This window comes from Nocardia veterana NBRC 100344, assembly GCF_000308855.1.
GTDB lineage: Bacteria > Actinomycetota > Actinomycetes > Mycobacteriales > Mycobacteriaceae > Nocardia > Nocardia veterana.
In genome coordinates this window covers 20663-43857 of sequence record NZ_BAGM01000136.1, presented here as the reverse complement: position 1 = coordinate 43857, position 23195 = coordinate 20663, and the positions used below count along the sequence as shown (strand labels likewise).

General features: G+C 66.9%; 17 protein-coding genes and 3 tRNA genes. 2 read left to right on the top strand and 18 right to left on the bottom strand.

Translation table 11 applies throughout. The features are described 5' to 3' along the window. Positions 1 to 207: 207 nt before the first annotated feature. The 5 genes from ON37_RS26470 to ON37_RS26450 form a co-directional block, all read right to left on the bottom strand. The gene (locus ON37_RS26470) at positions 208 to 1014 is read right to left on the bottom strand and encodes an ABC transporter permease (protein ID WP_040723116.1); all 807 of its coding nucleotides are present in this window, start codon (positions 1012 to 1014) and stop codon (positions 208 to 210) included. Positions 1015 to 1049: 35 nt separating this feature from the next. Beyond that, positions 1050 to 2054 carry a daunorubicin resistance protein DrrA family ABC transporter ATP-binding protein gene (locus tag ON37_RS26465; RefSeq protein WP_040723098.1) on the bottom strand — a complete coding sequence of 335 codons (1005 nt, stop codon included), beginning with the start codon at positions 2052 to 2054 and terminating at the stop codon, positions 1050 to 1052. 664 nt (positions 2055 to 2718) lie between these two features. Further along, a complete protein-coding gene (locus tag ON37_RS26460; protein ID WP_040723097.1) occupies positions 2719 to 3732 on the bottom strand; it encodes an adenylate/guanylate cyclase domain-containing protein in 1014 nt (337 codons plus the stop codon). Between the two features lie 130 nt (positions 3733 to 3862). Further along, a complete protein-coding gene (locus ON37_RS26455) occupies positions 3863 to 4273 on the bottom strand; it encodes a DUF7144 family membrane protein (RefSeq protein ID WP_040723094.1) in 411 nt (136 codons plus the stop codon). A 127-nt stretch (positions 4274 to 4400) separates the two neighbouring features. Next, on the bottom strand, positions 4401 to 5549 hold the full coding sequence (locus ON37_RS26450) for an AI-2E family transporter (protein ID WP_051032075.1): 1149 nt from the start codon (positions 5547 to 5549) through the stop codon (positions 4401 to 4403). Positions 5550 to 5847: 298 nt separating this feature from the next. Between ON37_RS26450 and ON37_RS26445 the strand changes: the two genes are divergently transcribed. Beyond that, positions 5848 to 8436 carry a winged helix-turn-helix domain-containing protein gene (locus tag ON37_RS26445; protein WP_040723093.1) on the top strand — a complete coding sequence of 863 codons (2589 nt, stop codon included), beginning with the start codon at positions 5848 to 5850 and terminating at the stop codon, positions 8434 to 8436. A gap of 9 nt (positions 8437 to 8445) precedes the next feature. Here ON37_RS26445 and ON37_RS26440 read toward each other — a convergent pair whose 3' ends face one another. From ON37_RS26440 to ON37_RS26425, 4 genes are all read right to left on the bottom strand, one after another. After that, complete coding sequence (locus ON37_RS26440; protein ID WP_051032072.1) at positions 8446 to 9489, bottom strand: alpha/beta fold hydrolase; 1044 nt, start codon at positions 9487 to 9489, stop codon at positions 8446 to 8448. A gap of 154 nt (positions 9490 to 9643) precedes the next feature. Beyond that, positions 9644 to 11155 carry an FAD-dependent monooxygenase gene (locus tag ON37_RS26435; protein WP_085997403.1) on the bottom strand — a complete coding sequence of 504 codons (1512 nt, stop codon included), beginning with the start codon at positions 11153 to 11155 and terminating at the stop codon, positions 9644 to 9646. Positions 11156 to 11229: 74 nt separating this feature from the next. Continuing rightward, on the bottom strand, positions 11230 to 12294 hold the full coding sequence (locus tag ON37_RS26430) for a lipocalin-like domain-containing protein (RefSeq protein ID WP_051032071.1): 1065 nt from the start codon (positions 12292 to 12294) through the stop codon (positions 11230 to 11232). Between the two features lie 14 nt (positions 12295 to 12308). Next, positions 12309 to 13568 carry an oxygenase MpaB family protein gene (locus ON37_RS26425; RefSeq protein WP_040723088.1) on the bottom strand — a complete coding sequence of 420 codons (1260 nt, stop codon included), beginning with the start codon at positions 13566 to 13568 and terminating at the stop codon, positions 12309 to 12311. A 199-nt stretch (positions 13569 to 13767) separates the two neighbouring features. Between ON37_RS26425 and ON37_RS26420 the strand changes: the two genes are divergently transcribed. Continuing rightward, positions 13768 to 14421 (top strand): TetR/AcrR family transcriptional regulator, encoded by a 654-nt coding sequence (locus ON37_RS26420; RefSeq protein ID WP_051032070.1) that lies wholly within the window; start codon positions 13768 to 13770, stop codon positions 14419 to 14421. Positions 14422 to 14501: 80 nt separating this feature from the next. On the opposite strand, the gene ON37_RS26415 is transcribed toward ON37_RS26420, so the two are convergent. The 9 genes from ON37_RS26415 to recF all read right to left on the bottom strand — a co-directional run bounded on the left by ON37_RS26415 (position 14502) and on the right by recF (position 23126). Then, positions 14502 to 14574, bottom strand: a tRNA-Ala gene (locus ON37_RS26415). A 16-nt stretch (positions 14575 to 14590) separates the two neighbouring features. Then, positions 14591 to 14698, bottom strand: a complete 108-nt coding sequence (locus tag ON37_RS33900; protein ID WP_210741223.1) for a DLW-39 family protein — start codon at positions 14696 to 14698, stop codon at positions 14591 to 14593. Between the two features lie 114 nt (positions 14699 to 14812). Next, positions 14813 to 14885: transfer RNA gene (locus tag ON37_RS26410), tRNA-Ala, on the bottom strand. 33 nt (positions 14886 to 14918) lie between these two features. After that, positions 14919 to 14992 (bottom strand) — tRNA-Ile (locus ON37_RS26405). A gap of 149 nt (positions 14993 to 15141) precedes the next feature. Beyond that, positions 15142 to 16113: a DUF3566 domain-containing protein gene (locus ON37_RS26400; protein WP_040723087.1), complete on the bottom strand. Its 972-nt coding sequence runs from the start codon at positions 16111 to 16113 to the stop codon at positions 15142 to 15144. A gap of 79 nt (positions 16114 to 16192) precedes the next feature. Then, complete coding sequence (gene gyrA / locus ON37_RS26395; RefSeq protein WP_040723086.1) at positions 16193 to 18691, bottom strand: DNA gyrase subunit A; 2499 nt, start codon at positions 18689 to 18691, stop codon at positions 16193 to 16195. A gap of 72 nt (positions 18692 to 18763) precedes the next feature. Beyond that, positions 18764 to 20812, bottom strand: a complete 2049-nt coding sequence (gene gyrB, locus ON37_RS26390; RefSeq protein WP_040723085.1) for a DNA topoisomerase (ATP-hydrolyzing) subunit B — start codon at positions 20810 to 20812, stop codon at positions 18764 to 18766. Between the two features lie 368 nt (positions 20813 to 21180). Beyond that, complete coding sequence (locus tag ON37_RS26385) at positions 21181 to 21756, bottom strand: DUF721 family protein (RefSeq protein ID WP_040723084.1); 576 nt, start codon at positions 21754 to 21756, stop codon at positions 21181 to 21183. Between the two features lie 164 nt (positions 21757 to 21920). Beyond that, positions 21921 to 23126, bottom strand: a complete 1206-nt coding sequence (gene recF / locus ON37_RS26380; RefSeq protein WP_040723082.1) for a DNA replication/repair protein RecF — start codon at positions 23124 to 23126, stop codon at positions 21921 to 21923. Positions 23127 to 23195: the final 69 nt, after the last annotated feature.

Genomic DNA, 23195 nt, shown 5'->3' with positions numbered 1-23195 from the left:
CCCAGCCGCGGCGGCTCGGCGGCCGGTTGCGGCAGCTGCGGGCGGCGCGAGGCGGCCGCCCACGCGGCACCACCCGCGACCGCGGCCAAGCCCGCGGCGATGAGCCGATTGCGCAACCGACCGGATTTCCGGGAACTCCCCAACTGCATGCGTCCATGCTGTCACAGCCCCCCGCGGTCCGCAGTAACGCCAGGTGAGGCGAGCGGCTCACCGGCTCACCGACCGCTTGAACTGCCGCAGCGCCAACGGCACGAAGATCACCAGGATCGCCACCACCCAGATCAGGGTCGTCGCGACCGGATGCTGGAGCGACCACACATCAGGAGTGGGATTGGTGGGGCCGGTATTACCGAACAGGTCGCGGGTCGCCTGGGTCACCGCCGAGACCGGATTCCATTCCGCGATCACCCGCAGGGGCGTGGGCAGCACGTCACTGGGGACGAAGGTGTTGGCGATGAAGGTGAGCGGGAAGATCACCATGAAGCTGGCGTTGTTGAACACCTCCGGTGCGCGCACCAGCAAACCCACCACCGCCATGATCCAGGAAATCGCGTAGGCGAACAGCAACAGCAGCACATAGGCCAGCACGGTCTCCAAGAAGGATCCGTGGATGCGCCACCCGACGATCAATCCGGTCAGCGACATCACCACCAGGCTGACCACATTGATGACCACATCGGCGACCGTGCGCCCGACCAGCACCGCGGACGGCGCCATCGGCAGCGAACGGAACCGGTCGATGATGCCGCGCTGCATATCCTCGGCCAAGCTGGTTCCGGTGAACGTGGCCCCGAAGACCGAGGTCTGCGCGAAGATGCCGGCGATCAGGAATTCCCGGTACGAGGTGCCCTGCACGGTGATCGCCGAACCGAAGATGTACGCGAACAGCAGCACGAACATGATCGGCGACAGGGTCGAGAAGATCAGCACGTCGGGCACGCGTTTGATCTTGATGACATTGCGCTTGGCGATGGTGATGCTGTCGCCGACCACGATGGCCGCGCGCTCGGCCATCGACGGCCGACGGGTGTCGGTCACCGCGGTGGTGGTCATCTGCGGGTTCCTTCCGTGGCTTGTTCCAGCTTTTCGGCGGCATCGGCCGGATCGATGGAGTCCTCGGCCTCGTGCCCGGTCAGAGTGAGGAAGACGTCGTCGAGAGAGGGCCGGCGCAGCCCGACGTCCTGGATGCGAATGCGGTGCGCGGACAATCGTTCGATGGTGTCGACCAACGCCTGGGATCCGTCGTCCACCGGAATGGTGATCCGCCGCAGGCCGGGTTCCAGGTGGATGTCGCCGACGGCGAGGCCGGTCAGCGCCTGCTGGGCGGCCGCGAGACTGTCGACGTGTTCGACCGTGAGCTCGATGCGATCGCCGCCCACCATGGCCTTCAACTCGTCGGCGGTGCCGCGGGCGATCACCGTGCCGTGGTCGATCACCGCGATCGCGTCGGCCAGCCGATCGGCCTCCTCCATGTACTGGGTGGTCAACAGCAGGGTGGTGCCGCCCGCCACCAGCTCCTCGATGACGTCCCACAGATCGAGCCGGGCCCGCGGGTCCAGCCCGGTGGTCGGCTCGTCGAGGAACAGCACCGGTGGGTTGGCGACCAGCGCCCCGGCCAGATCGAGCCGCCTGCGCATACCACCGGAGTAACCGCGCACCGGACGGTCCGCCGCCTCGGCGAGCCGGAAGCGTTCGAGCAGTTCCCGGGCCCGTTGTTTACTGCGCTGGATCCCGAGGTGGTACAGCCGGCCGACCATCTCCAGATTCTCGAAGCCGGTGAGGTATTCGTCGACGGCCGCGTACTGTCCCGAGGCGCCGATATGGGCCCGCAGCCGCTGCGGCTCGCGCAACACGTCGATTCCGGCGACCGTCGCTCGCCCGGCGTCGGGGGTGAGCAGCGTGGTCAGCACCCGAACGGTCGTGGTCTTCCCGGCGCCGTTCGGCCCGAGTAGTGCGGTCACCGTTCCCTCCGGAACCCGTAGGTCCAGACCGTCGAGGGCGACGAGCCGTCCGTACTTCTTGACCAAACCCTCGGCAATGATGGCGTCGGGCATGCTTTTCCCCTGCCGTTCGATGTGGATGTGAGGTTCGCTACTGCCGTGCAGTATTGCCCACACCACCGACAAGTTTCATCCGAATAACCGCAAAACGGACAGGTGCGCCTTCGGGGGAAGAAGGCTTCGGGGGAGAAGAGGCCGCATCCCGTGATCCGGCGGTGCTCGGGGGTGCCGGCGGGATGCGACCGGCTTCGATACTCCCCTACCGCGTCCGCGCGGTCCCGAGTAGTGCGCTACCCGACTCCGCCCGGTCGGGCTACTCACCGCACCTCGGACCGGCCGCAGCATGTGAAAACGCCCACCGTTGTGCGTTACCGCGCCGACAGAGCTACCGACCACGCGCAGGGCCGGCAAGGGCGACGAAGACCTGTAGTTTCACCTGGAACTACGGTAATACGTTGCTATACAACAACATTCACATCTACTGCGGCATGCACTATCGGGCCTCACGCGAAGCGTTCGGCCGACCCCGCAACACGCCAGAGAAAAAAATTCGGAAACTAGCGCCCCTCATGCAGACACAATCGAGAATCGTCGCGTAGGATCATTCACGTCGGCCCCTCCCCCCCGGGCCGACCCTACGCGGGCCTCGGCTAACTCCCCCCCTTCGCCGAGGCCCGCTTCCTATTCCCGGGACTTTCCCGCCCGCTACGCCCGCGGGCTAACCGCTACGCCCGTTGCGCCGCAGCACATGCGAGCGCAACCGGTTGATCCCGCGGACTCGAACGCTGCGCAGATGCCGCAGGGCGAACTCCGGTTCGTCCGCCAATTGTGTTGCCACACCGTCGTCCACCAGTACGGTGCCGGGTCGCGCGACGCCGGTCAGCCGGGCCGCGGTGTTCACCACCGAGCCGTAGAGATCACCGAAGCGCTGCAATACCTGGCCGTAAGCGAGGCCGACCCGCAGTTCCGGTGTGGTGCCGGCCCGAAACGTGGCTTCCTGGATGGCCAGTGCGATTCGCGCCCCCGCGACCGACGATTCCGCCGCGAACATCACTTCGTCACCGACGTTCTTGATCACCCAGCCGCCGTTGGCGGTGATCGCCTCGGTCGTGATCGATTCGAAGGACTCCAGCAGATCGTCGAGTTCATCGGCCTCGAGATGCCGGGTGAGCCGGGTGTAGCCGACCATATCGGCGAAGCCGACGGCCAACTCCCGCAACGTTTCTCCGGTTCCGTCCCCGGCCAGCGACCGGGCGAGTGCCGCGGCCAGATGACGCCGCCACGCATAGGCCTGCAATTGCTGGAGCGCCGACACGACCTCCGCGGTGGCCTCGCGGGCGACGGCCTCCTCGTCCACCGTCGGATCGCCGGCCGTGATCGATCGAATGCGGTCGGCGATCTCCTCGGCGACCAGATCCACCTGCCATTCCGCCAGCCGCGCCATCGACTGCCCCAGGGTTCGGGCGGCGGCCTGCTGCCGGCGCACATCGGCCTCGGCGAGGGCATCGAGACTTTTGAAATTGCGGACCGCGTTCACATCGCCGTCGGTGTATTCGACGGCGGCGTCGTCGGCATGGGCGGGAAAGCCGAGCGAAACCCACAGCCGCCGTGACAGATCCGCGGGCACGCCGGAGAGTTCCGCCACCTCGTCCCGGTTGTAGCGCCGCGGCCCGTCCAGTAAATAGGGCTCGACAACCGACTGAACCAGCTTCGACAGCTCCGGGGAGGCCATGGTTCGACGATACGGATCCGGCCCCGCTCCGACCTCCCGGTGGTGATTTGTCACAGTCCGTGTCCGGATCGCACGCGCGAACGGTCGGGTTCCACGTGGAACCCGACCGCTGCCGACCCCTGCCTGGGTACTACCGGTCCAGTCCGGGCTGCCAGGTCGCGATCGCCCAGATCACCACCACATTCAGCGCGATCACCAGAATCGACCACGCCGGGTAGTACGGCAGCCACAGGAAATTTCCCAGGATCGACAACGCGGCCAGCACGATCGCCACGATGCGCCCCCAGGTCGTTCCCGCCATCAGCCCGAGGGCCGAGACCACGAGCAGGATGCCCAGCACGATGTGGATCCACCCCCAGGTGGTGGTGTCGAACTCGTAGACGTAGTCGATGCCCGCGACGAACAGCTTGTCGTTCGCGACCGCCGAAATACCTTCCAGGATCGACAGAACACCGACCGTGATCAGCAGAATCGCTGCCCCGATCGAGGTTCCGGCGGCGATACCCTGCCGGACGGGGTGCTCCTGCGGGGTTGTTGTCATGACGAACTCCTTCGCAGCCGAGGGTCTTGCCCCGACTGTGCCCGGGGTGCCGGAGGTCGGCTTCACCCGTGGAGGGTGAGCCGCGCGCCGCCTCGCCGGGCCTCACCCCGGCGACAGCCGGTGGGCCTCACCCCGGCTGCAGCCGCCGGGCGTCGTCGGTGGCGCCGACCGTCTCGTCCGGTCCGGGTGCGTGATCGCTGATCAATACGCCGACCCACCGGGTGCTGGGGTCGATGTCGAGGAGTAGTGCCTTCATCAGCAGGGTCAACGGAATCGCCAGCAGGGCGCCCAGCGCGCCCAGGACCCACGACCAGAACACCAACGACAGAAAGGTCACCGTGACACTGAGCCCGACCGCATCGCCCACGAATTTGGGCTGGATGATCGACTGAATCACGAAATTGATCACCGAGTACGCGACGATCACCCAGATCATCAGCATCGGCCCGCTGTCCAGCAAAGCCAGTAGCGCCGGTGGAACCAGCCCGATAACGAAACCGATATTCGGGATGTAGTTGGTGATGAACGACAGCAGCGCCCACAGCACCGGCAGCGGCACCCCCATCAGCCACAGCGCGCCACCGTCGAACACCGCGACGATCAGGCCGAAAACCGTGGAGACGACCAGATATTTGCGGGTGCCACGGGCGAATACGGTCAGCGCATACGCGATCTCCGGCCGGGCCTGCGCCACCACTGCGAGTTTGCGGTCGATCATCATGCCGTCGATCGCCATGAACAACAGCAACGCGAGCACGAAGAAAAGATTCGAGAAGATGCCGAGGGCATTGCTCAGGGCCGCCGACAGCACGTCCACCACTTTGCCCACGTCCACGCCACTGAGCGCGTTGTGGATCTGCTCGGTGTCGACCCCCGCGTCGGCCAGCGTGCTCCGCACCCCGGCGAGCAGATCGTTGAGTTTCTCGGAGTACTTGGGCAACTCGGAGGCCAGCTGCGCGACCGAGAGCACCAGCGAGCCGAGCAGGCCGAGCAGGATCAGCACCACGAGGAGAAGTGCGGCGACCATGCCGATCCACGGCCGCCACCCGCGCCGCTGCGCCCAGGTCTGCACGGGCTGGACGGCCATTGTCAACATCAGTGCCAGAAAGGTCGGCCCCAGCACACCGGAGAATGCCTTCATACCCGCGATGGCCACCACGGCGCCGGCGGCCGACAGCACCACGATCAGACCCCGCGGCAGTGACCAGGTCCCCCCGGAGGCGGGTGGCGGAGCCGCCGTTTCACCCCGCGGTGCTCGATCTCGTCGGGATCGCATCGGTTCCACCTCGCCGCCTCGAGCGCGCGCCAACGGTTATCGGGGCTGACATTAGTGCCCACGCCGGGGTATCCGCTGGATATCCGCTGCGGGTGCATCGGGTCGCCCGAGACGGTTTCGATACTGAGACGGAATTCACTTTTGCCCGAATTTCGGCAAATTGGTGGTGTACGTTTCAAATTGGAGATAGCAAGGCTTCGCCGCTCCTGCCTTTGATGAAGGCGCAGCTCCGGGAGGCGCTTTGAATGCTTCACCCAGAACTTACCGGTCGATTTTCGATAACTCGAATGTTGCCACCGTGCGCAGTGGCCTCCAGCTCGGCGTGCCGCGGCTCTCCTTCCGACCGCTCTCCATACCCGCCGCTCATTCCCGCATCGACGAGGCCGCGGCCGCCGGCGCCGCCACGGTGCTGATCTGTGCGCCCGCCGGGACCGGCAAGACCGTCCTCGCCACCGACTGGCTGACCCGGCACGCCCGTCGCCATCCCGAATACCGGATCGGCTGGCTGACCTTCACGGGACGCCGGGGCGAATCCGCCGAGCTGTGGCGCGCGATCGCCGGCGTACTCGGATTTCCCGGTGAACCGGCCACCGCTTCCGATCTCACCGCGCCACTGGCCGAACCGGCGGAACTGGTGGACCTGCTGACCGCCCGTGCGGAGCCGGCGGTTCTGGTGCTCGACGATGCCCATCTGCTGACCGACCCGCTGGCACTGGCCGGACTGGAATATCTCGTCGAGAACGCCCCGCCGACGCTGACCACCATCGTGACCGGCCGGTTCGACCCGCCGATGCGCTGGCACGGGATGGAATTGAGCGGCCGCCTCACCCGGTTGAGCGCGCACGACCTTGCCCTCGACGAGGACCTCACCGCCCGCCTGCTGGATCAACACGATCTGCGTCCCACCCCCGCCGAGGTCGCCGGCGTGCACCAGCTGACCTGCGGCTGGGCCGCATTGGTACGCATCGCGGCAATCTATCTGGCGGCCAACTCCGAGGATCGGGTGACCGCGGTGGCGGCGTTGGCCCGCGCACCGCATGCGATCAGCGATTTCCTGGTCGGTGAACTCCTGGCGGCCCTGCCCGGGGATGCGCTGCACTTCCTGCTCGCCACCGCCGTACCCGAAGAATTCACCGTGCCGTTGGCCACCGAGCTGGTCGGCGAATCGGCTGCCGCCACAATGGATTTCCTGCTGCGCAACAACCTGCCGATCAAGTGCGTGGCCCGCGACGGCGAGCTGTGGCACAGCTACCATCCGATGCTGCGCGCCTATCTGCTGGCCGAGGCCACCCGCTCGGTTCCGGACCGGATGCGGCGGATCCACCGCAGCTGTGCCCAATGGCTTCTCGACAACCGAATGCCCTCGGCCGCATTGCATCACGTCCTCGCCGAGTCCGGGCATCCGCGGTTGACCCGGTTTCTGCGGGAGAACGGACCTCGGCTGGTGTTCTCCGGTGACGGCCCCTCCCTGCTGGCCCGGCTGGACGAGATCGGTGAACTGGCCGACGATCAGTTCGTCCAGTTGCTGCGGATCGCCGAGGCCGCCGACCGAGCCGATATCGCCGCCTGCACGGCCTACCTGGATCGGCTACTGGCCGAACCGTATTCGGCCTCGGCGCTGGTGCCGGCAGCCTGGTTGACCGCCCTGCGCGAGGCCGTCGCCGTCGACGTCGCCGTGGTGTCCGGCACGGAACCGGCCGCATCGGCGCTGACCACGACCACTCCCACCGGTCACCCCGATCTGGACTGCTACATCGTGCTGCAGTTGGCGACCGCCCATCTGTATCGCGGCGAGCTCACCCGGGCCGAATCCGGTCTGTGGCAGGCGTTCTCCCTCGCCGAGCAGGCCGGCCTGGGCCGCCTGCTGCTCCCGGCGGCCACTCGAGCGGCCCTGTGCGCGGGCCTCGACGGACACCTCACGGTGATGTGCGGACGCGCCGAACACGCTGTCGAGCTGGCCGGAAAGTACGGGCTGCGAAGCCATCCCGCGGTCACCTACGCGCGAGCGATCGTCGCCTACGGCCGCTACCTGCAGGGTGATCCGGTGGACCCGCACGCGATCCAGCTTCCGCCGGCCGTATTCGAGGGTCTGGCCCCCACACCCATGGCCGACCGGCAGACGCTCGCCGTGGTGCGCATCCTCGAATTCGATTCCGCCGGTGACCGGTTCCGCGCGGCGGATGCCGCCCGCATCCAGGTACTGGAGGTGCTGAGCGAGCCCGCGCCCTCCCCCTCGTCGGCCTATCTGGTTCTCCATACCGTATCGGCGCTGCTGCGCATCCAAGCCCGGGTTGCCGCGCAGAGCCTGGTCGAACGGGCGATTGCCGTGCTCGGTCGCACGCCGGAGGTCGTGCTTGCGCAGGCGCTGCTGTCCGAGTACGCGCAAACGGCTTCTACCACAGTGGATCTGGTGCAGCCACTACTGCGCCGCTCGCACCGGCTCACACCGCTCGCCGCGATCACCGGCTGGTTGGTCTATGCCTCGGCGAGCGCGCAATTGGACCGGCCGGTCAAGGCCTACGAGGCCCTGACGCAAGCGCTGAGCTGTGCGGCCGAGGACCGGATCATCCGTCCCTTCCTGGATGTTCCCGGCATCGTCGCCCTGCTGGACGGATCGGTCGGGCGTTTCGGCCACCTCGACCGGCTGGTCGAGGTGATCCGTGCGCATCCGCTGGCCCGCGCCGAGACGCACAATCCGGGACTGACCGAAACCGAGATCTCGGTATTGCGCCAATTGCCCTCGGGCATGACCACACTGAATATCGCCGAGGGTATGGGTGTTTCGGTGAACACCGTCAAAACACATCTGCGCGGGATCTATCACAAACTCGGCAGCGGCTCCCGCGCCGACGCCATCGCGCGGGCTCGCGAACTCGGTCTGATCTGAGCGAAACCGCTACTCGCCCAAGAATTCGCCGATGGCGGGCCAGGTCGAGTCGGCGGCGTTCGGCCCGACCATGAGCCCGAGATGCCCACCGCTCACCTCGACGAACCGCACCTCGGCCGCACCGGTCAGCAACTCCACGCCACGGCGGGTCGATCGAGCCGGCACCAACATATCGGTCCGGCTGCCGATCAGCAGGACCCGGCAGGTCAGCTTCGACAGCTCCACCACCAGATCCGATCGCAGTCGAATCACCCCGTCGGCCAACTCGTTTCGCAGGATCAGGCTGCGGTAGATCTGCCACAGCGACCGGCCGGGGTAGCCCGGCATCGTCGCCATGAACCGGTCCACCGCTTCCATCCGGGCCAGCGCCTCGGTGTCGGCGGCGTGCCGGGCGATGAACAGCGGCCTGGTCAGCTCCCGATCGAAGGCCTGCAGCCGGAACCCCAGGCGGACCAATTCGCGCGGTGCGCCGCCGAGCAGCCGGGTCGCCATCGCGATGCCACGACCGCCGGTCACTCGTCCCGCCATCCGCACCGGCACCAGGAAGGGGGTGCGGCGCTGATCGAACGGTGTGGCGAGGCCGGTCACCGAGGCGATCGGCAGATCGGCCGCGGCCGCTGCGGCGATCATCGCCAGTGCGCCGCCGAGCGACCAGCCGATCACGTCCACCGGTCGGCCGTGTTCGGCCGCGACCCGCCGGACGGCGTCCGGCACGATGCCGTGCGTCCAGTGTTCGAGGCCGAGATGCCGGTCGCCGTAATCGAAATCGCCGTAATCGATCACGTACGGCTGCTTGCCGATTCCGAGCAGATACCGCACCAGACTCTGTCCGTCGCGCAGGTCGAAACATGCCGGGGTCACCGCCAGCGGTGGCACCAGCAGGACCGGATTGCCGGTCCCGGGCTCGGCGCGGTCGTAGCGGAGCAGTCGATTGTGTGGTTCCTCGCTGATCGGCGTGGACGGCGCCGGACGATAGGGCTCGATGCCGTCGCCGAACGACACCGCCCAGATATTGCGCGCGGCGCGCGGCAGATCAGCGACGAAGGCGACCACCGACGACTTCCTCCCATATCCCGCCGCGGGTGACCCACGGCCACGCCGAACCACGCCGACGCCCTCCGAACAACAGCCCCGATGGTAGTCAGCCCGCCATTGTTGCCGCTACTCGACGTTACATATAACACGTCCCGCGGCCGGTCCGCCCCGCTCAGGCACCCCCGAACCACCGGCGCAGGGCCGGAACGAGACCCTGCCGATCGTCGGTACCGGCCCACGCGACGTAGCCGTCGGGCCGCGCGAGCAGCGCCGAGGCCGACACCGGGTCGAGCGGCTTCGCGGTGACGATGCGGACCCGGTCCTGCCATGGGCGAGCAGCAGCGCGCAGGTCGGTGGAATCGGCGAAATCGAACAGCACACCGGAACCCGCGGCGAAGTGTTCGGACACCCTCGATCCGTCCGAGAGGTCGCGCTCCGGGACGACCGCACCGACCAGATCATGGTCGCCACCGAGGTCGTACCGATGCAGGACCCCCGCGATCCGCTTGTAGACGGTGGTGGCGCCGTCGGTCGTCCCCAGCAGCTCGCGCATCACCGCGCGCAAGGCCTTGCTCCGGCGATCCAACCGCATCAGGGCCACTTGGGCGCGGGTCCAGTCGAGCACCCACGCACCGATCGGATGCCGTTCGGCGGTGTAGGTATCGAGCAGTTCCTCCCCCATCCGGCCGGTGACGACCGCGGCCAGCTTCCAGCCGAGATTCACGGCGTCACCGATGCCCAGATTCAGACCCTGACCGCCGAAGGGCGAGTGGACGTGGGCCGCATCGCCGGCCAGCAGCACTCGGCCCCGGCGGTAGTCGGGCACCTGGCGCGTGTTGTCGGTGAACCGCGTCGCCGAGTGAACGGCCGTGATCCGCACCGGTTCGCCCGTAACTCGGCGCAGGCCGGCCTGCAGTTCGTCCGCGGTGATCGGCGCATCGCGGTCCGCGGGCGGACCGTCGAGTTCGACGGTGAGAAAGCGTCCGGGGGTCGGTCCGTACACGTAGATACCGTGCTCGGTGTCGTGCCATCCCGGTCGCAGCCCCTCGGTTCCGGTCATCTCGACCACGGCCTGGCGGCCGGTGATCTCCGGATCCAGCCCCGGAAATTCGAACCCGGCGAGTTTGCGGACCGTGCTGCGCCCGCCGTCGCACCCGACCAGCCAGGACCCGCGAATCCGCGCGTCCCCGCACGTCACGGTGACGCCCCGGCCATCGTCGACGAATTCGGTGAGTTCGACGCCGCGTCGGACCACCACACCGAGTTCGGCGGCCCGGGCCCCGAGAATCTCCTCGATCCCCTGCTGATTCACCAGGACCGCGCGACCGGCCGGGCCCGCGTCGACGAAGACCGGATCCTCGACGTCGACGACGCCGAACGGCAACATGATGCCCGCGAAGTGACCGCCGATCGGCGGCCGATCCGAACTGCCGATCGGGGCGCCGGCGAACGCCCGCATCCGCTCCAGCGCCGCCTCCTGGCGCACCAGCAGTTGCGGCAGCAGCCCGCGCCGATCGAAGGCCTGCGCGGTGGGCACGTTGACGGCGCCGGCCTTGAGCGTCCGATCGATCTCCGGCAACCGCTCCAGGACCACCACGTCGACCCCCGCCAACCGCAATTCACATGCCAGCATCAGCCCCACCGGGCCGGCGCCGGCCACAACCACGTCGAATACCTCGTCCATGCCCCCGACACTGCCGTCGGCCACTTGCAGGCGACTTGCATCGTGAATGCGCCGCCGCCGGGCTCATGCAAGCCTCAGGTGAGCGCGACCAGTTCGTGCAGCGTGATACCGGACCGTCGGACCGGTGCACCGCCACCGTGGACGGTCAGTTCGAAGCCCGATTCGAACCGGAAATAGCCGGGATGCCCGATCATCTTGTGCGCCAACGGTTTCACCAGCGATGATCGCACCACGGGAATATCGTCGAGCAGATCGTGGGCATGGATCACCCGCTGCACGGTCAACCGTAACTCGACGTGGTCCGGAACCAGCAGTTCGATCCATTCGGGATAGGTGCGCCCCGCGGTGGCGTCGTAACGTGGCGGCCCCTCGGTCAATCGGGTCTCGCCCGTCGACAACACGATGCGGTCGCGGTGGGCCAGCATCAGCGGGGCGATCTCGTGCGCACCACGCCGCTGCTGGGTCAGCACATCCGCGAACAGCAGCGAATAGTCCTCGACGTACAGCCGTCCCCAGTGCCAGCGCTCGATGATCTTGCGCATATCGCCGACACCCCAGTTGTGATCGGCGTATCCGCGCCCGGTGACGGTGAATTCGCTGCTGTCGACGCGGATCGTCCCGCTCACCCTGGCCCGGGGCGCACCGACCACCCAACCGAACGAATCACCTCCGCCGAAACGGGTTTCTCCCTGTCCGGGCATCCAGCTCGGCAGCTCGTTGTCGAAACGCAGATCGAATTCCAACCCGCCCTCGGCCAGCCGCAAGTGGTGGGTCGGCAGCCCGCCGGCGCGAAATTCGGTGTGCGCGCGATTATCTCCGATCCGAACGTCGCACGCACGAGTGGCGAAGGACGCGCGATCACGCGGGTACTTTCGGGCGACCTGCCGACGGGTGCCGTCCGGCTCGTAGACCATCAATTCCACCCAGGGCCGCGCATGCGGAAAGTCTTCCGGCCGGCGTTTGATCAGAAAGCCGATCACGGTGTGCCCGCTGTCGAGATGCGCGTCGAAATACCAATGTTCGAAGGCCAGTGAACTCGCCGCGGGATGTAATGCGTTGTGGTGCGGCTCGACCGGTGTCAGTTCGCCGTCCCGGCGGCCGGGACCGTTCCAGGCCTCGACAATAGCGGTGCTGGTCATGGCTGGTCCTTCCCTCACCGGCGCAGTGCGCCGCCGGCGTCGAATTCCGCTTCCCGGCCCTGCATCTGGGCTCGATACCAGTTCTCCCGGTGCCGAACCATCACCCGCTCGTGTATCCGGCCGATCGGTGGTACCCGCCGCGCGAACTCCATGGCGGAGATCAACGGAAACCGCAGCACCGGAATCAACAGCCACGGAAATGCCGGTGGCAGCCGGTATTTGCGTCGGGTTCGGGGTGCCATGTACATCGCCGAGTACACGGAGTTGATCCGGAAGTTGTAGGCGGCGCGCAGCCGGCTCAGGCCGCGATGTTCCGGCCGCGGCGCGAAGGCCGCCGGATAGGACTCGATCAGTTCGGCGCCGTGGTCGCCGGCATCGTAGGAACGTGATGCGATGGTCATCGCGAGGACCCGGAGCGAATCCGCGATCGTCTCCGGATGCCACCGCAGGCGCACCCCGAGCAGGTAGCCCATGTACTTCTGAAAGTGCAGCAGCGCACGGATTTCCGCGGGCGTCGTCTGATACCCCAACGCCCACAACCCGAGTCCCGGCGTGACGCTGCCGGCGATCAGAGTCAGCAACTGATAGGTCTGACTGATCGGCAGGCCCCACCTGTCGATGTCCCATTCCGGATGTTCGGCCACCTTCGCACGCACCGACACATGCATCACCCGAACCTTCAATGCCGTCGCCCGGCCGGTCGAGCCCGGAGTCAACAGCGCACCGGGCTGCGAGACGTCCATCCAGAATCGGCAGGTCTCCAGGTATCGGCGCAGTGCGCTGTTCCCGGCATAACCGCCGGCCAGCGACAACGGGGTCGCGACGGCGGATTCGGTGTACATTTCCAGGGTTTCCGCGCCGGCGAAACTGAACAGCATGGTGCCCCACCGACGCCAGATGGCCGCACCCTGTTCGACGAGGTCCGGGACGACCCAGTCGGGAACGGTCTCGAATTCCGCGAACAATTCCCGCATGGCCGCGGGCGCCTCGGGTACGGCGGCGATGCCGTCGGTCAGGGCCCGGTCGAGCAGTTGCCGTCCCGCCGCCGAACCGCCCGGACCGCGCATCACCTCAGCGACGAAACGTTCGGCGACCGGATCGCCGGCGAACAGATCCTCGGTGAGCGCGCGGGCCTGCTCGTCGGTGGGGAAGAGATGGGAGCCGGTCACCTTCCGCACGAGCGACTCCACTCGGCGCACCGCGGGTCGATTCCTCGCCTCCCAGTAGCGAAAAGCGCTGGGGCAGGTGACGTTCTGAATATCGGTTGGAGTCATGGTCTCACCGAACCGTTCGGAATCGCAGCATCGAATCGGTGACTTCGCTCGTCACCGTCGCAGCGACCATACCATCGAGTACGGTGGACGGTACTCGAAAGAATGGTCCGTTCTCGGGAGGTGAGCCGTGGGCGCATCCCGACGGCGGTCGGCTCCCCTACCATCGGGTCATGCATCTCGGCAGTGCGACGGCGCGGCGATGACGGCGGAGCTTCCGCTACCGGACCGGCGGAAGACGACACCCCCGAAGTCCTCGTCGGAAAGAGTCCCGCTGTCGAAGAAGGCCGAGGCCCAGCACCGCAGCCGCCGCCGGACGCCGCGGCTGTCCTACGACGACTGGGTCGACGGCGCGCTGGACCTCCTCGCCCGTGAGGGGGTGACAGCCATCCGTATTCCACGGCTGTGCCAGGAACTCGGTGTCACCAAGGGCAGCTTCTACTGGCATTTCGACGATCTCGAACAGTTGATGGCGGCCATGGCCGACCGCTGGCGTGACCGGCAGAGCGAGGCGGTCCGCGCACTGGCCGCGCTGGACTCGATCCCGGTGGAATCGCGCATCGAACAGATGGCGGCCATGCTCGTCGACCCGAAGCACTGGATGGTCGAGGCCTCGGTGCGGGAGTGGTCACGCACCGACGAGACCGTCGCCCGGGCCGTCGAAGCGCTCGATCAGCGCATCTTCCACACCGTACAAACGGCGATGCTAGACCTCGGCTTCGACCCGGCGCAGGCGAGGCTGCGGGCGGGCGCGATGGTGTATCTGGGGATCGGCCTGATCCACGGCCGCGACAATCTACCGACCCCGACCACGGCAGAAGTGCAGGCCGTGATCGATCTGCTGGCGCGGCCATGACCTGCCGTCACGGCACGTCGGCTATCAGCGCAGCCGCAGGTCCCGACCTGCGGCCTGCTCGATCGAGTGGAGCCATCGAGTGGAGCCTAGGGGAATCGAACCCCTAACCCCTGCCTTGCAAAGGCAGTGCTCTGCCAATTGAGCTAAGGCCCCGGCAACTCGCGCTGGTTCAGCGCGTGGTCACCTCGTGCCACAGGTCCGCGTCGTTGCGCTTGCGAACCTTGGTGACAGCGAAGACAACTGCGGCCACTACACCGATCGTCAGAAGAAGTTTCATGCCACCACCCTACTGTGCTCCGGGCAGTGCGGCCGCCACGGCCGTAACGGCGACAGCGGCGTGATGATGAGTCCCCCGGGATCGGCTACCGGATGCGGTGACGGCCGAACGAAGTGGAGCCTAGGGGAATCGAACCCCTAACCCCTGCCTTGCAAAGGCAGTGCTCTGCCAATTGAGCTAAGGCCCCCTCGGCCGTGGAATACGACCAGGTCTGTGGATGTGGGCCTAGGAGGACTTGAACCTCCGACCTCTTCGTTATCAGCGAAGCGCTCTAACCGCCTGAGCTATAGGCCCGTAGTGCTCGTCCCGACTCGCGGTGTGTCGTGACTTGACTCGGTAGAGACTACACAACCCCCCGATTGCTCTCCAAAACGCCTGGTCAAAGCCCCAACAAAGCACGAACGGCCGGGCGGGAACACCCGGCCGGCCGTTCGCCGCGATCGTCAGTCCGGATCGGCCAGCGTCACCTGGACACCGCCGACGAGGTCGGTGCACTGGTTGTAGATGAACACCCCGACCGTGGACAGGGCGGTGAACAACACCACGTTGATGAGGCCGATGACGGCCGCGTATCCGAACACGCTGCCCGCATCGATGATCGTCGTCGCCGAGGAGTTGTTGTCGTTCACCATGTCGGTGAAGGTGCTGTTCAACCGGTCCCAGACACCCATGCCGGAGAGCACGATGTACAGGAAGCCGACCGCCAGCATCCAGACGAAGAACATGGCGACACTGATCACCAGCGACACCTTCAGCGTCGACCACGGATCGATGTGGCGCACCTGGACCGTCGCGCGCAGCGGCTCCCCACTGCTGACCGCTTGGGCCACCGCCGCCTGAGCGGCCGGGGACACGGTGGCCGAGCCCGGCTGCACCGCCATCGGAACCGCCTGTGCCGCAGCGGGTTCGGCCTGCGGCAGCGGATGGCGCAGCTCCGACAGATCGGGCAGATCCTTGATCAGCTCCGGCCGCGAAATGCTACGAGTCGGTCCGTCGATGCCGACGGACTTCACCATGGCCGCCTCCTTGCGGGCGGCCTTGGCGGCGAGGTCGGTAGTGGTGCGGGCGTTGCTCACGCCCCCACCGAGTCCGGTGGAGCTCGAGCGGCCCGTCACCGGCGCCGCGCCCGGCCGGGGCAGATTCGACTGCGGTTCCCGCTGCGGCAGCTGCGACCATCCCTCCTCGAAGCGGGAGCCACCACGACCCTCGCCACCTTCTGCTGCCTCCGGCGCCGCGGCACCGGACTTCGCGGAATCGCCCTGCGGCTCGGAGTTCGCGGGCGAATTACCCGAGCCGTTGTCGGCCGACGACCCGGACCGCGGCGCCGGCCGCGGCGGAATCGGTGACGGTGCGATCCGCTCGGTCACACCGTTGGCGTGGTGTCGCTCGTCGTTCGGCTGATTCGGAGTGGTCAATGCAGAATCCTTCGATCCGTCGTGGCGCCGCTGCTTGTGGAGAAACTACCGCTTCCAGAACCTAACGCTAATCCGAGCCTCAGGCCTCTTCTTCACCGGAAACCTGGTCGGGCTCATCGGCGTTACGCGCGATCGCGAGCAACGTATCGCCCTCGCCGAGGTTCATCAACCGCACGCCCTTGGTCTGCCGGCCTGCCTTGCGCACCTGGTTCGCCGCCGTCCGGATGACGCCGCCGCCGGAGGTTATGGCATAGAGCTCGTCATCGTCGTCGACGATGAGCGCTCCGACCAGACTGCCACGCTTCGGGTCGTACTGAATCGTCAACACGCCTTTACCGCCACGACCCTGCGCGGTGTACTCCTCGATCGCGGTGCGCTTGGCGTACCCGCCCGCCGTCGCGACCAGTAGATACGTGCCGTCGCGAACGACGTTGAGCGACAACAGCTCATCGTCGGCGTTGAACCGCATGCCCTGCACACCCGAGGTGGCGCGGCCCATCGGGCGCAACACCTCGTCGTTGGCGGTGAACCGGATGGACTGCCCGTGCGCGGACACCAGCAGCAGATCGTCCTCCGCCGAACACAGTGCGGCGCCGACCAATTCGTCACCGTCGCGCAGATTCACCGCGACGATGCCGCCGGTGCGGTTGGAGTCGAAGTCGGTCAGCTTGGACTTCTTCACCAGACCGTTGCGGGTCGCCAGGACCAGATACGGCGCATCCTCGTAGGTCTTGATCCGGATGACCTGGGCGATCTTCTCCTCCGGCTGGAATGCCAGCAGGTTGGCCACGTGCTGACCGCGAGCGGTGCGGTTGGCCTCGGGCAGTTCGTAGGCCTTGGCGCGGTAGACCCGGCCGAGGTTGGTGAAGAACAGCAGCCAGTCGTGGGTCGAGGTCACGAAGAAGTGCTTGACCAGATCGTCCTGCTTCAGGCCGGCGCCCTGCACACCCTTGCCACCGCGCTTCTGGCTGCGGTACAGATCGGTCTTGGTGCGCTTGGCGTAGCCGGTCGCGGTGATGGTGACGACGACATCCTCGCGGGCGATCAGATCCTCGTCGGCCACGTCGCCGTCGGCCGCGACGATCTTCGTGCGCCGCTCGTCGCCGTACTTCTCGACGATCTCGGCCAGCTCGTCGCGCACGATGGCACGCTGCCGTTCCGGCTTCTCCAGAATGTCCTTCAAATCGGCGATCTCGGCCTCGATGCGGGCCAGTTCGTCGATGATCTTCTGCCGCTCCAGGGCCGACAGGCGCCGCAGCTGCATATCGAGGATGGCGGTCGCCTGGATCTCGTCGATCTCCAGCAACTCCATCAGGCCGGTGCGTGCGGTATCGGTGTTGGCCGACCGCCGGATCAGCGCGATGACCTCGTCGAGCATGTCCAGCGCCTTGACCAGGCCGCGCAGGATGTGGGCTCGCTCCTCGGCCTTGCGCAGCAGGTAGCGGGTGCGCCGGACGATGACGTCCAACTGGTGTTCGACGTAGAGCCGGATCATCTGATCCAGGCGCAGCGTGCGCGGCACGCCGTCGACGATCGACAGCATGTTCGCGCCGAAGCTGGTCTGCAGCTGGGTGTGCTTGTAGAGGTTGTTCAGCACCACCTTGGCCACGGCGTCCCGCTTGACGGTGACCACGATCCGCATACCCGCGCGATCGGAGGACTCGTCGTGGATATCGGAGATACCCGCGATCTTGCCGTCCTTGACCTGCTCGGCGATCGAGTTGATGAAGTTGTCGGTGTTGACCTGGTACGGCAGCTCGGTGATGACGATCGTGGTGCGACCGCGATTGTCCTCTTCGATCTCGACCACACCGCGCATCCGGATGGAACCGCGGCCCGTGGTGTAGGCGTCGTGGATGCCCTGGCTGCCGACGATCAGGCCGTAGGTCGGGAAGTCCGGGCCCTTGACCCGTTCCATGCACGCGGCGAGGGTGGTCTCCTCGTCGGCGTCATAGTTGTCCAGCGCCCAGTAGATGGCCTCGGCCAGCTCGTTCAAGTTGTGCGGCGGGATGTTCGTCGCCATACCGACCGCGATGCCGTTGGACCCGTTCATCAACAGGTTCGGCACCCGGCTGGGGAGAACGACGGGCTCCTGGGAGCGGCCGTCGTAGTTCGGCGTGAAGTCGACCGTTTCGTGGTCGATTTCGCGGAGCAGCTCCATCGCCAGCGGGGTGAGGCGGCACTCGGTGTACCGCATGGCGGCCGCGCCGTCGTTACCGCGGGAACCGAAGTTGCCCTGGCCGTCGACCAGCGGATACCGCAGCGACCAGGGCTGCGCCATGCGCACCAGGGTGTCGTAGATCGACGCGTCACCGTGCGGGTGGTAGTTACCCATGGTCTCGGCGACCGGACGAGCGGACTTCACATAGCCGCGGTCGGGCCGGTAGCCGTTGTCGTACATCGCGTAGAGCACGCGCCGGTGCACCGGCTTGAGGCCGTCCCGCACATCGGGCAGCGCGCGGCCCACGATCACGCTCATCGCGTAATCGATGTAGCTGCTCTGCATCTCGTTCTGGATGTCGACCGGCTCGATCCGGTCGCCCGCACCACCGTTGGGCGGCAGCGTGGTCTCGGTCATGAACTCTCCTTGGAAGGCCTGTGCATAGGGCTCGACATGGGGACGGGCGCGCGGTGAGCCGCGCGGCGCCGGCTACACGTCGAGGAAGCGAACGTCCTTGGCATTGCGGGTGATGAAACTGCGACGCGCCTCGACGTCCTCGCCCATCAGCACGGAGAACAGCTCGTCGGCCGCGGCCGCGTCGTCCAACGTCACCTGACGAAGCACCCGCACCGCGGGATCCATGGTGGTCTCCCACAGCTCCTTGGCGTTCATCTCGCCGAGACCCTTGTACCGCTGGACGCCGTCGTCCTTGTTGATCTTCTTGCCGGCGGCCAGACCGGCCTCCAGCAAACCGTCGCGTTCACGGTCCGAGTAGGCGAATTCCGGATCCGCGCGCTGCCACTTCAGCTTGTACAGCGGCGGCTGCGCCAGATACACGTGACCGTGCTCGACCAGCGGCCGCATGAAGCGGAACAGCAGGGTGAGCAGCAGCGTCGAGATGTGCTGGCCGTCGACGTCGGCGTCGGCCATCAGCACGATCTTGTGATACCGCAGCTTCGAGATGTCGAACTCGTCGTGGATACCGGTGCCGAAGGCGGTGATGATCGACTGGACCTCGTTGTTCTTGAGGACCTTGTCGATGCGCGCCTTCTCGACGTTGATGATCTTTCCGCGCAGCGGCAGGATCGCCTGATACATCGAATCGCGGCCGGACTTCGCCGAACCACCGGCCGAGTCACCCTCGACGATGTAGATCTCGGACTTGCTCGGATCCTTGGACCGGCAGTCGGCCAGCTTGCCCGGCAGGCCGCCCAGATCGGTCGCGCTCTTGCGCCGGACCAGCTCACGGGCCTTGCGAGCGGCGACGCGGGCCTGCGCCGACGACACCGCCTTCTGCACGATCGTCTTGGCGTCGGCCGGATTGGCCTCGAACCAGTGCGCCAGATGTTCGTTGCAGGTGCGCTGCACGAACGACTTCACCTCGGTATTGCCGAGCTTGGTCTTGGTCTGACCCTCGAACTGCGGCTCGCTGACCTTGACGCTGACGATGGCGGCCAGGCCCTCACGGATGTCGTCACCGGTGAGGTTGCCGTCCTTCTCCTTGATCAGCTTCTTGTCCTTGGCGTACTTGTTGACCACCGTGGTCAGCGCCGCGCGGAAGCCCTCTTCGTGGGTACCACCCTCGTGGGTGTTGATCGTGTTGGCGAAGGTGTGGACGGATTCGGAGTAACCCGAATTCCACTGCATCGCGACCTCGAGCTCGTGGCCGGTGCCCTTGCTGGTGAACGAGACGACCGTGTTGTGGATCGGCTGCTTGGTGCGGTTGATGTGTTTGACGAAGTCTTCGAGTCCGCCCGGGTAGTGATAGGTGCGGGTCTTGACCTTCTGTTCCGGCGCCTGCGACTCGCCGTCGTCGTGCTTGGGCGCGTCGGCCGTCTCGCTGACGACCTCGTCGGTGACCTCGGCCTCGCTGACGCGCTCGTCGGTGAGGGTGATGGTCAGGCCCTTGTTCAGGAAGGCCATCTCCTGCAGCCGACGAGCGATCGTCTCGAAGTTGTAGGTCGTGGTCTCGAAGACCGCGGGGTCGGCCCAGAACCGCTGGGTGGTGCCGGTGCGGTTGGTGGGCTCACCCTTGACGAGCTTGCCGGGCTTGGCGTCCTTGTACTCCTGGGTCCAGTGGAAGCCGTCGCGGTCGATCTCGGTGACCATCCGGGTCGACAGCGCGTTCACCACGGAGATACCGACACCGTGCAGACCACCGGAGACGGCGTACGCGTCCGAGTCGAACTTACCGCCGGCGTGCAGCTGGGTCATGACGACCTCGATGGTGGGCACACCGGAGGCGTGCATCTCCACCGGGATACCGCGGCCGTCGTCGACGACCTCGACACCGCCGTCGGCGAGCAGGGTCACATCGACCCGGCTGGCATAACCGGCCATCGCCTCGTCGACGGAGTTGTCCACAACCTCCCAGATCAGGTGGTGCAGACCGCGCTCACCGGTGGAACCGATGTACATACCCGGGCGTTTGCGGACCGCCTCGAGTCCCTCGAGGACCGTGATGTTGGAGGCACCGTAGTCCTTGTTGCCCGCTTTCGCCTTGGACGAGCCGCTTGCGTTGGAGTCGTTGGCAGCCACTGCTCGGTAGCTCTCCTTACTTGCTGATCCCTCGATGCGACGTCGGACAACGCACACAGACGAGCCCCGTATGGCATCTGCTCGAGATTTCGAACTGCTCGAGAATTACGGGTCCTCGCGCGGGCTGCACGGAACGCGCCGAAGGTATCGCCGCTAGTTACTCCTCCATCCTACTGGTACCCCCGGCACAGGATGCACCTATGACACCCCTGACGGCGTCGTGGGTGCGTGAAATCGGTCGCCACCGGGTCCGGTTATAGGCGAACTCGCTCTCGCGAGTCTCAGCGGGAAGCTGCGGCCACTCCCCGATGTCCAGCGAAGCGAACCTCGCATCGCTCACACGTTCCACGTGAAACTCACCGGGCGGATCAGCCGTAGGTGTCGCGCGGGCCACGGCCCTTGATATGCCGCTCCCCCTTGCGCCAACTGGGCGCGGCCGGCCCGCTGATCTTCAGCGAGGTCACCACCCCCTGACCGACGGCGGCGTTGATCTTCGCCAGCAACTGAGCCTGCAAGAGGCGCAGCTGCGTGGCCCAGGCCGTGGATTCGGCCTGGATGCTCAGCACCCCGTCGGTGAGTGAGACCGGGTCGGCGTGGGCTGCGATATCGTCGCCGACCACCGCCGCCCAACGGCCGAAAACCATGCCCTCCGCGACCTTTCCGGACCAGCCGCGGCTCTTCGCCAGCGAGCCCGCGAGGGTGGCGAGCAGCTGCGGATCGCGGTCGTCGGGTCGGGCGCCGGACCATCCCGAGCGCCGGCGCAATGCCCGCACCCCGCCTTTACGCGGTGACGCGCGGCCCTGGCCGACCGCCTTCCCGCTCGCCCGAGCGGCCGCCCGGGCCTCTTCCAAGGCCCGGCGCGCGAGATCCACACCGCGTAGTTCCGGTTCGGGACCGGCGGGAGCCGACGCGGAATCGTCCGGCGGGCCGGGGTTGGTGGCCACGTTCGTCTCCTTTCCGTCCGACTTCGCCCGCAGGCTCGAAGCGAGCCGGTCAGCTGCGGTGATCCGATCTGCCGGTGCCGCTCGACCACCGGTGGGCGTGGCAGCAAGGCTAGTCGGTCGGTCCGACAATCGATGCGCAGCCGATGGCCCCGGTAGGTCGACGGTCAGGACGGGGTTCCGTCCCCGTCCGGCTGCCGCACCGCGATACGTGAGGTCCGCGCGTCGGCGGCACCCTCGGTCTCCACCCGGATCGGATCGGCCTCGAGTTCCGGCGGCACGTCCTCCGGGACGGCGGCCGTGATCAGCACCTGCTCGGCGCCGGCGGCGACCGCGGCGAGGGCGGTGCGACGACGACGATCCAGTTCGGCGAATACGTCGTCGAGCAGGAGCACCGGATCGGTTCCGGCGCTGCGCAGCAGTTCGAAGGCGCCCAATCGCAAGGCCAGTGCGAACGACCACGATTCACCGTGGCTGGCAAAGCCTTTCGCGGGGGCCGAACCGAGCATCAGATCCAGATCGTCGCGATGCGGTCCGACCAGGCAGACCCCCCGCTCCAACTCCTTCGACCGCGCGGATGCCAACTCGCGCAACATATTCGCCTCCAGTGCCGCGATATCGTCGGGCTGGGGAGGACGCTGTGGATCGAGGAATTCCGGGGGCAGCGAACCGCTCCGGTAGCGGATCGCCGCCGTCCGCGATTCCGGCGCGATCGACCGGTACGCCTGCTCCAGGTAGGGATGGAGTTCGTGCACCAGCCGCAGCCGCTGGGCCAGCAGTTCGGCGCCGTGCGCGGCGAGATGTCCATCCCAGACATCCAGCGTGCCGAGTTCGGCGGCCGCGCCGGAACGCGAACGAGCCTGTCGGCCTGCGGTTTTCAACAGGGCCGAGCGCTGGCGCAACACCCGGTCGTAATCCGAGCGCACCGCCGCCAGCCGGGGCAACCGTGCCGTCGCCAGTTCATCGAGGAACCGGCGCCGCTCGGACGGGTCCCCCCGGACCAGCGCCAGATCCTCCGGCGCGAACAGCACGGTGTGCAGGATGCCGAGAATCTCCCGCGGACGGCGGACCGGCGACCGGTTGATCTGTGCCCGGTTCGCAGCGCCCTGATTCAATTCCACATCGATCCGCAACTCGCGGCCGCCGTTGACCACGGTGGCGCCGATCCGAGAACGCTGCTGTCCCAAGCGAATCAGCGGCGCGTCGCCGGAAACCCGGTGTGAGCTCAGTGTGGACAGATATCCCACGGCTTCCACCAGATTGGTCTTGCCGTTGCCGTTCGATCCCAGGAAAACGGTTCGGCCTGTGGGTAATTCGAGATCGGCATGCTCCCAGGACCGGAAGTCGCGCACGGTGAGCGTTCGGATGTGCACAGAAAAACCCCGTCACCAGGTGCTTTGGGACGGAACGTTCGAAATGCACACGCGCCCGGGGTTTTTCAC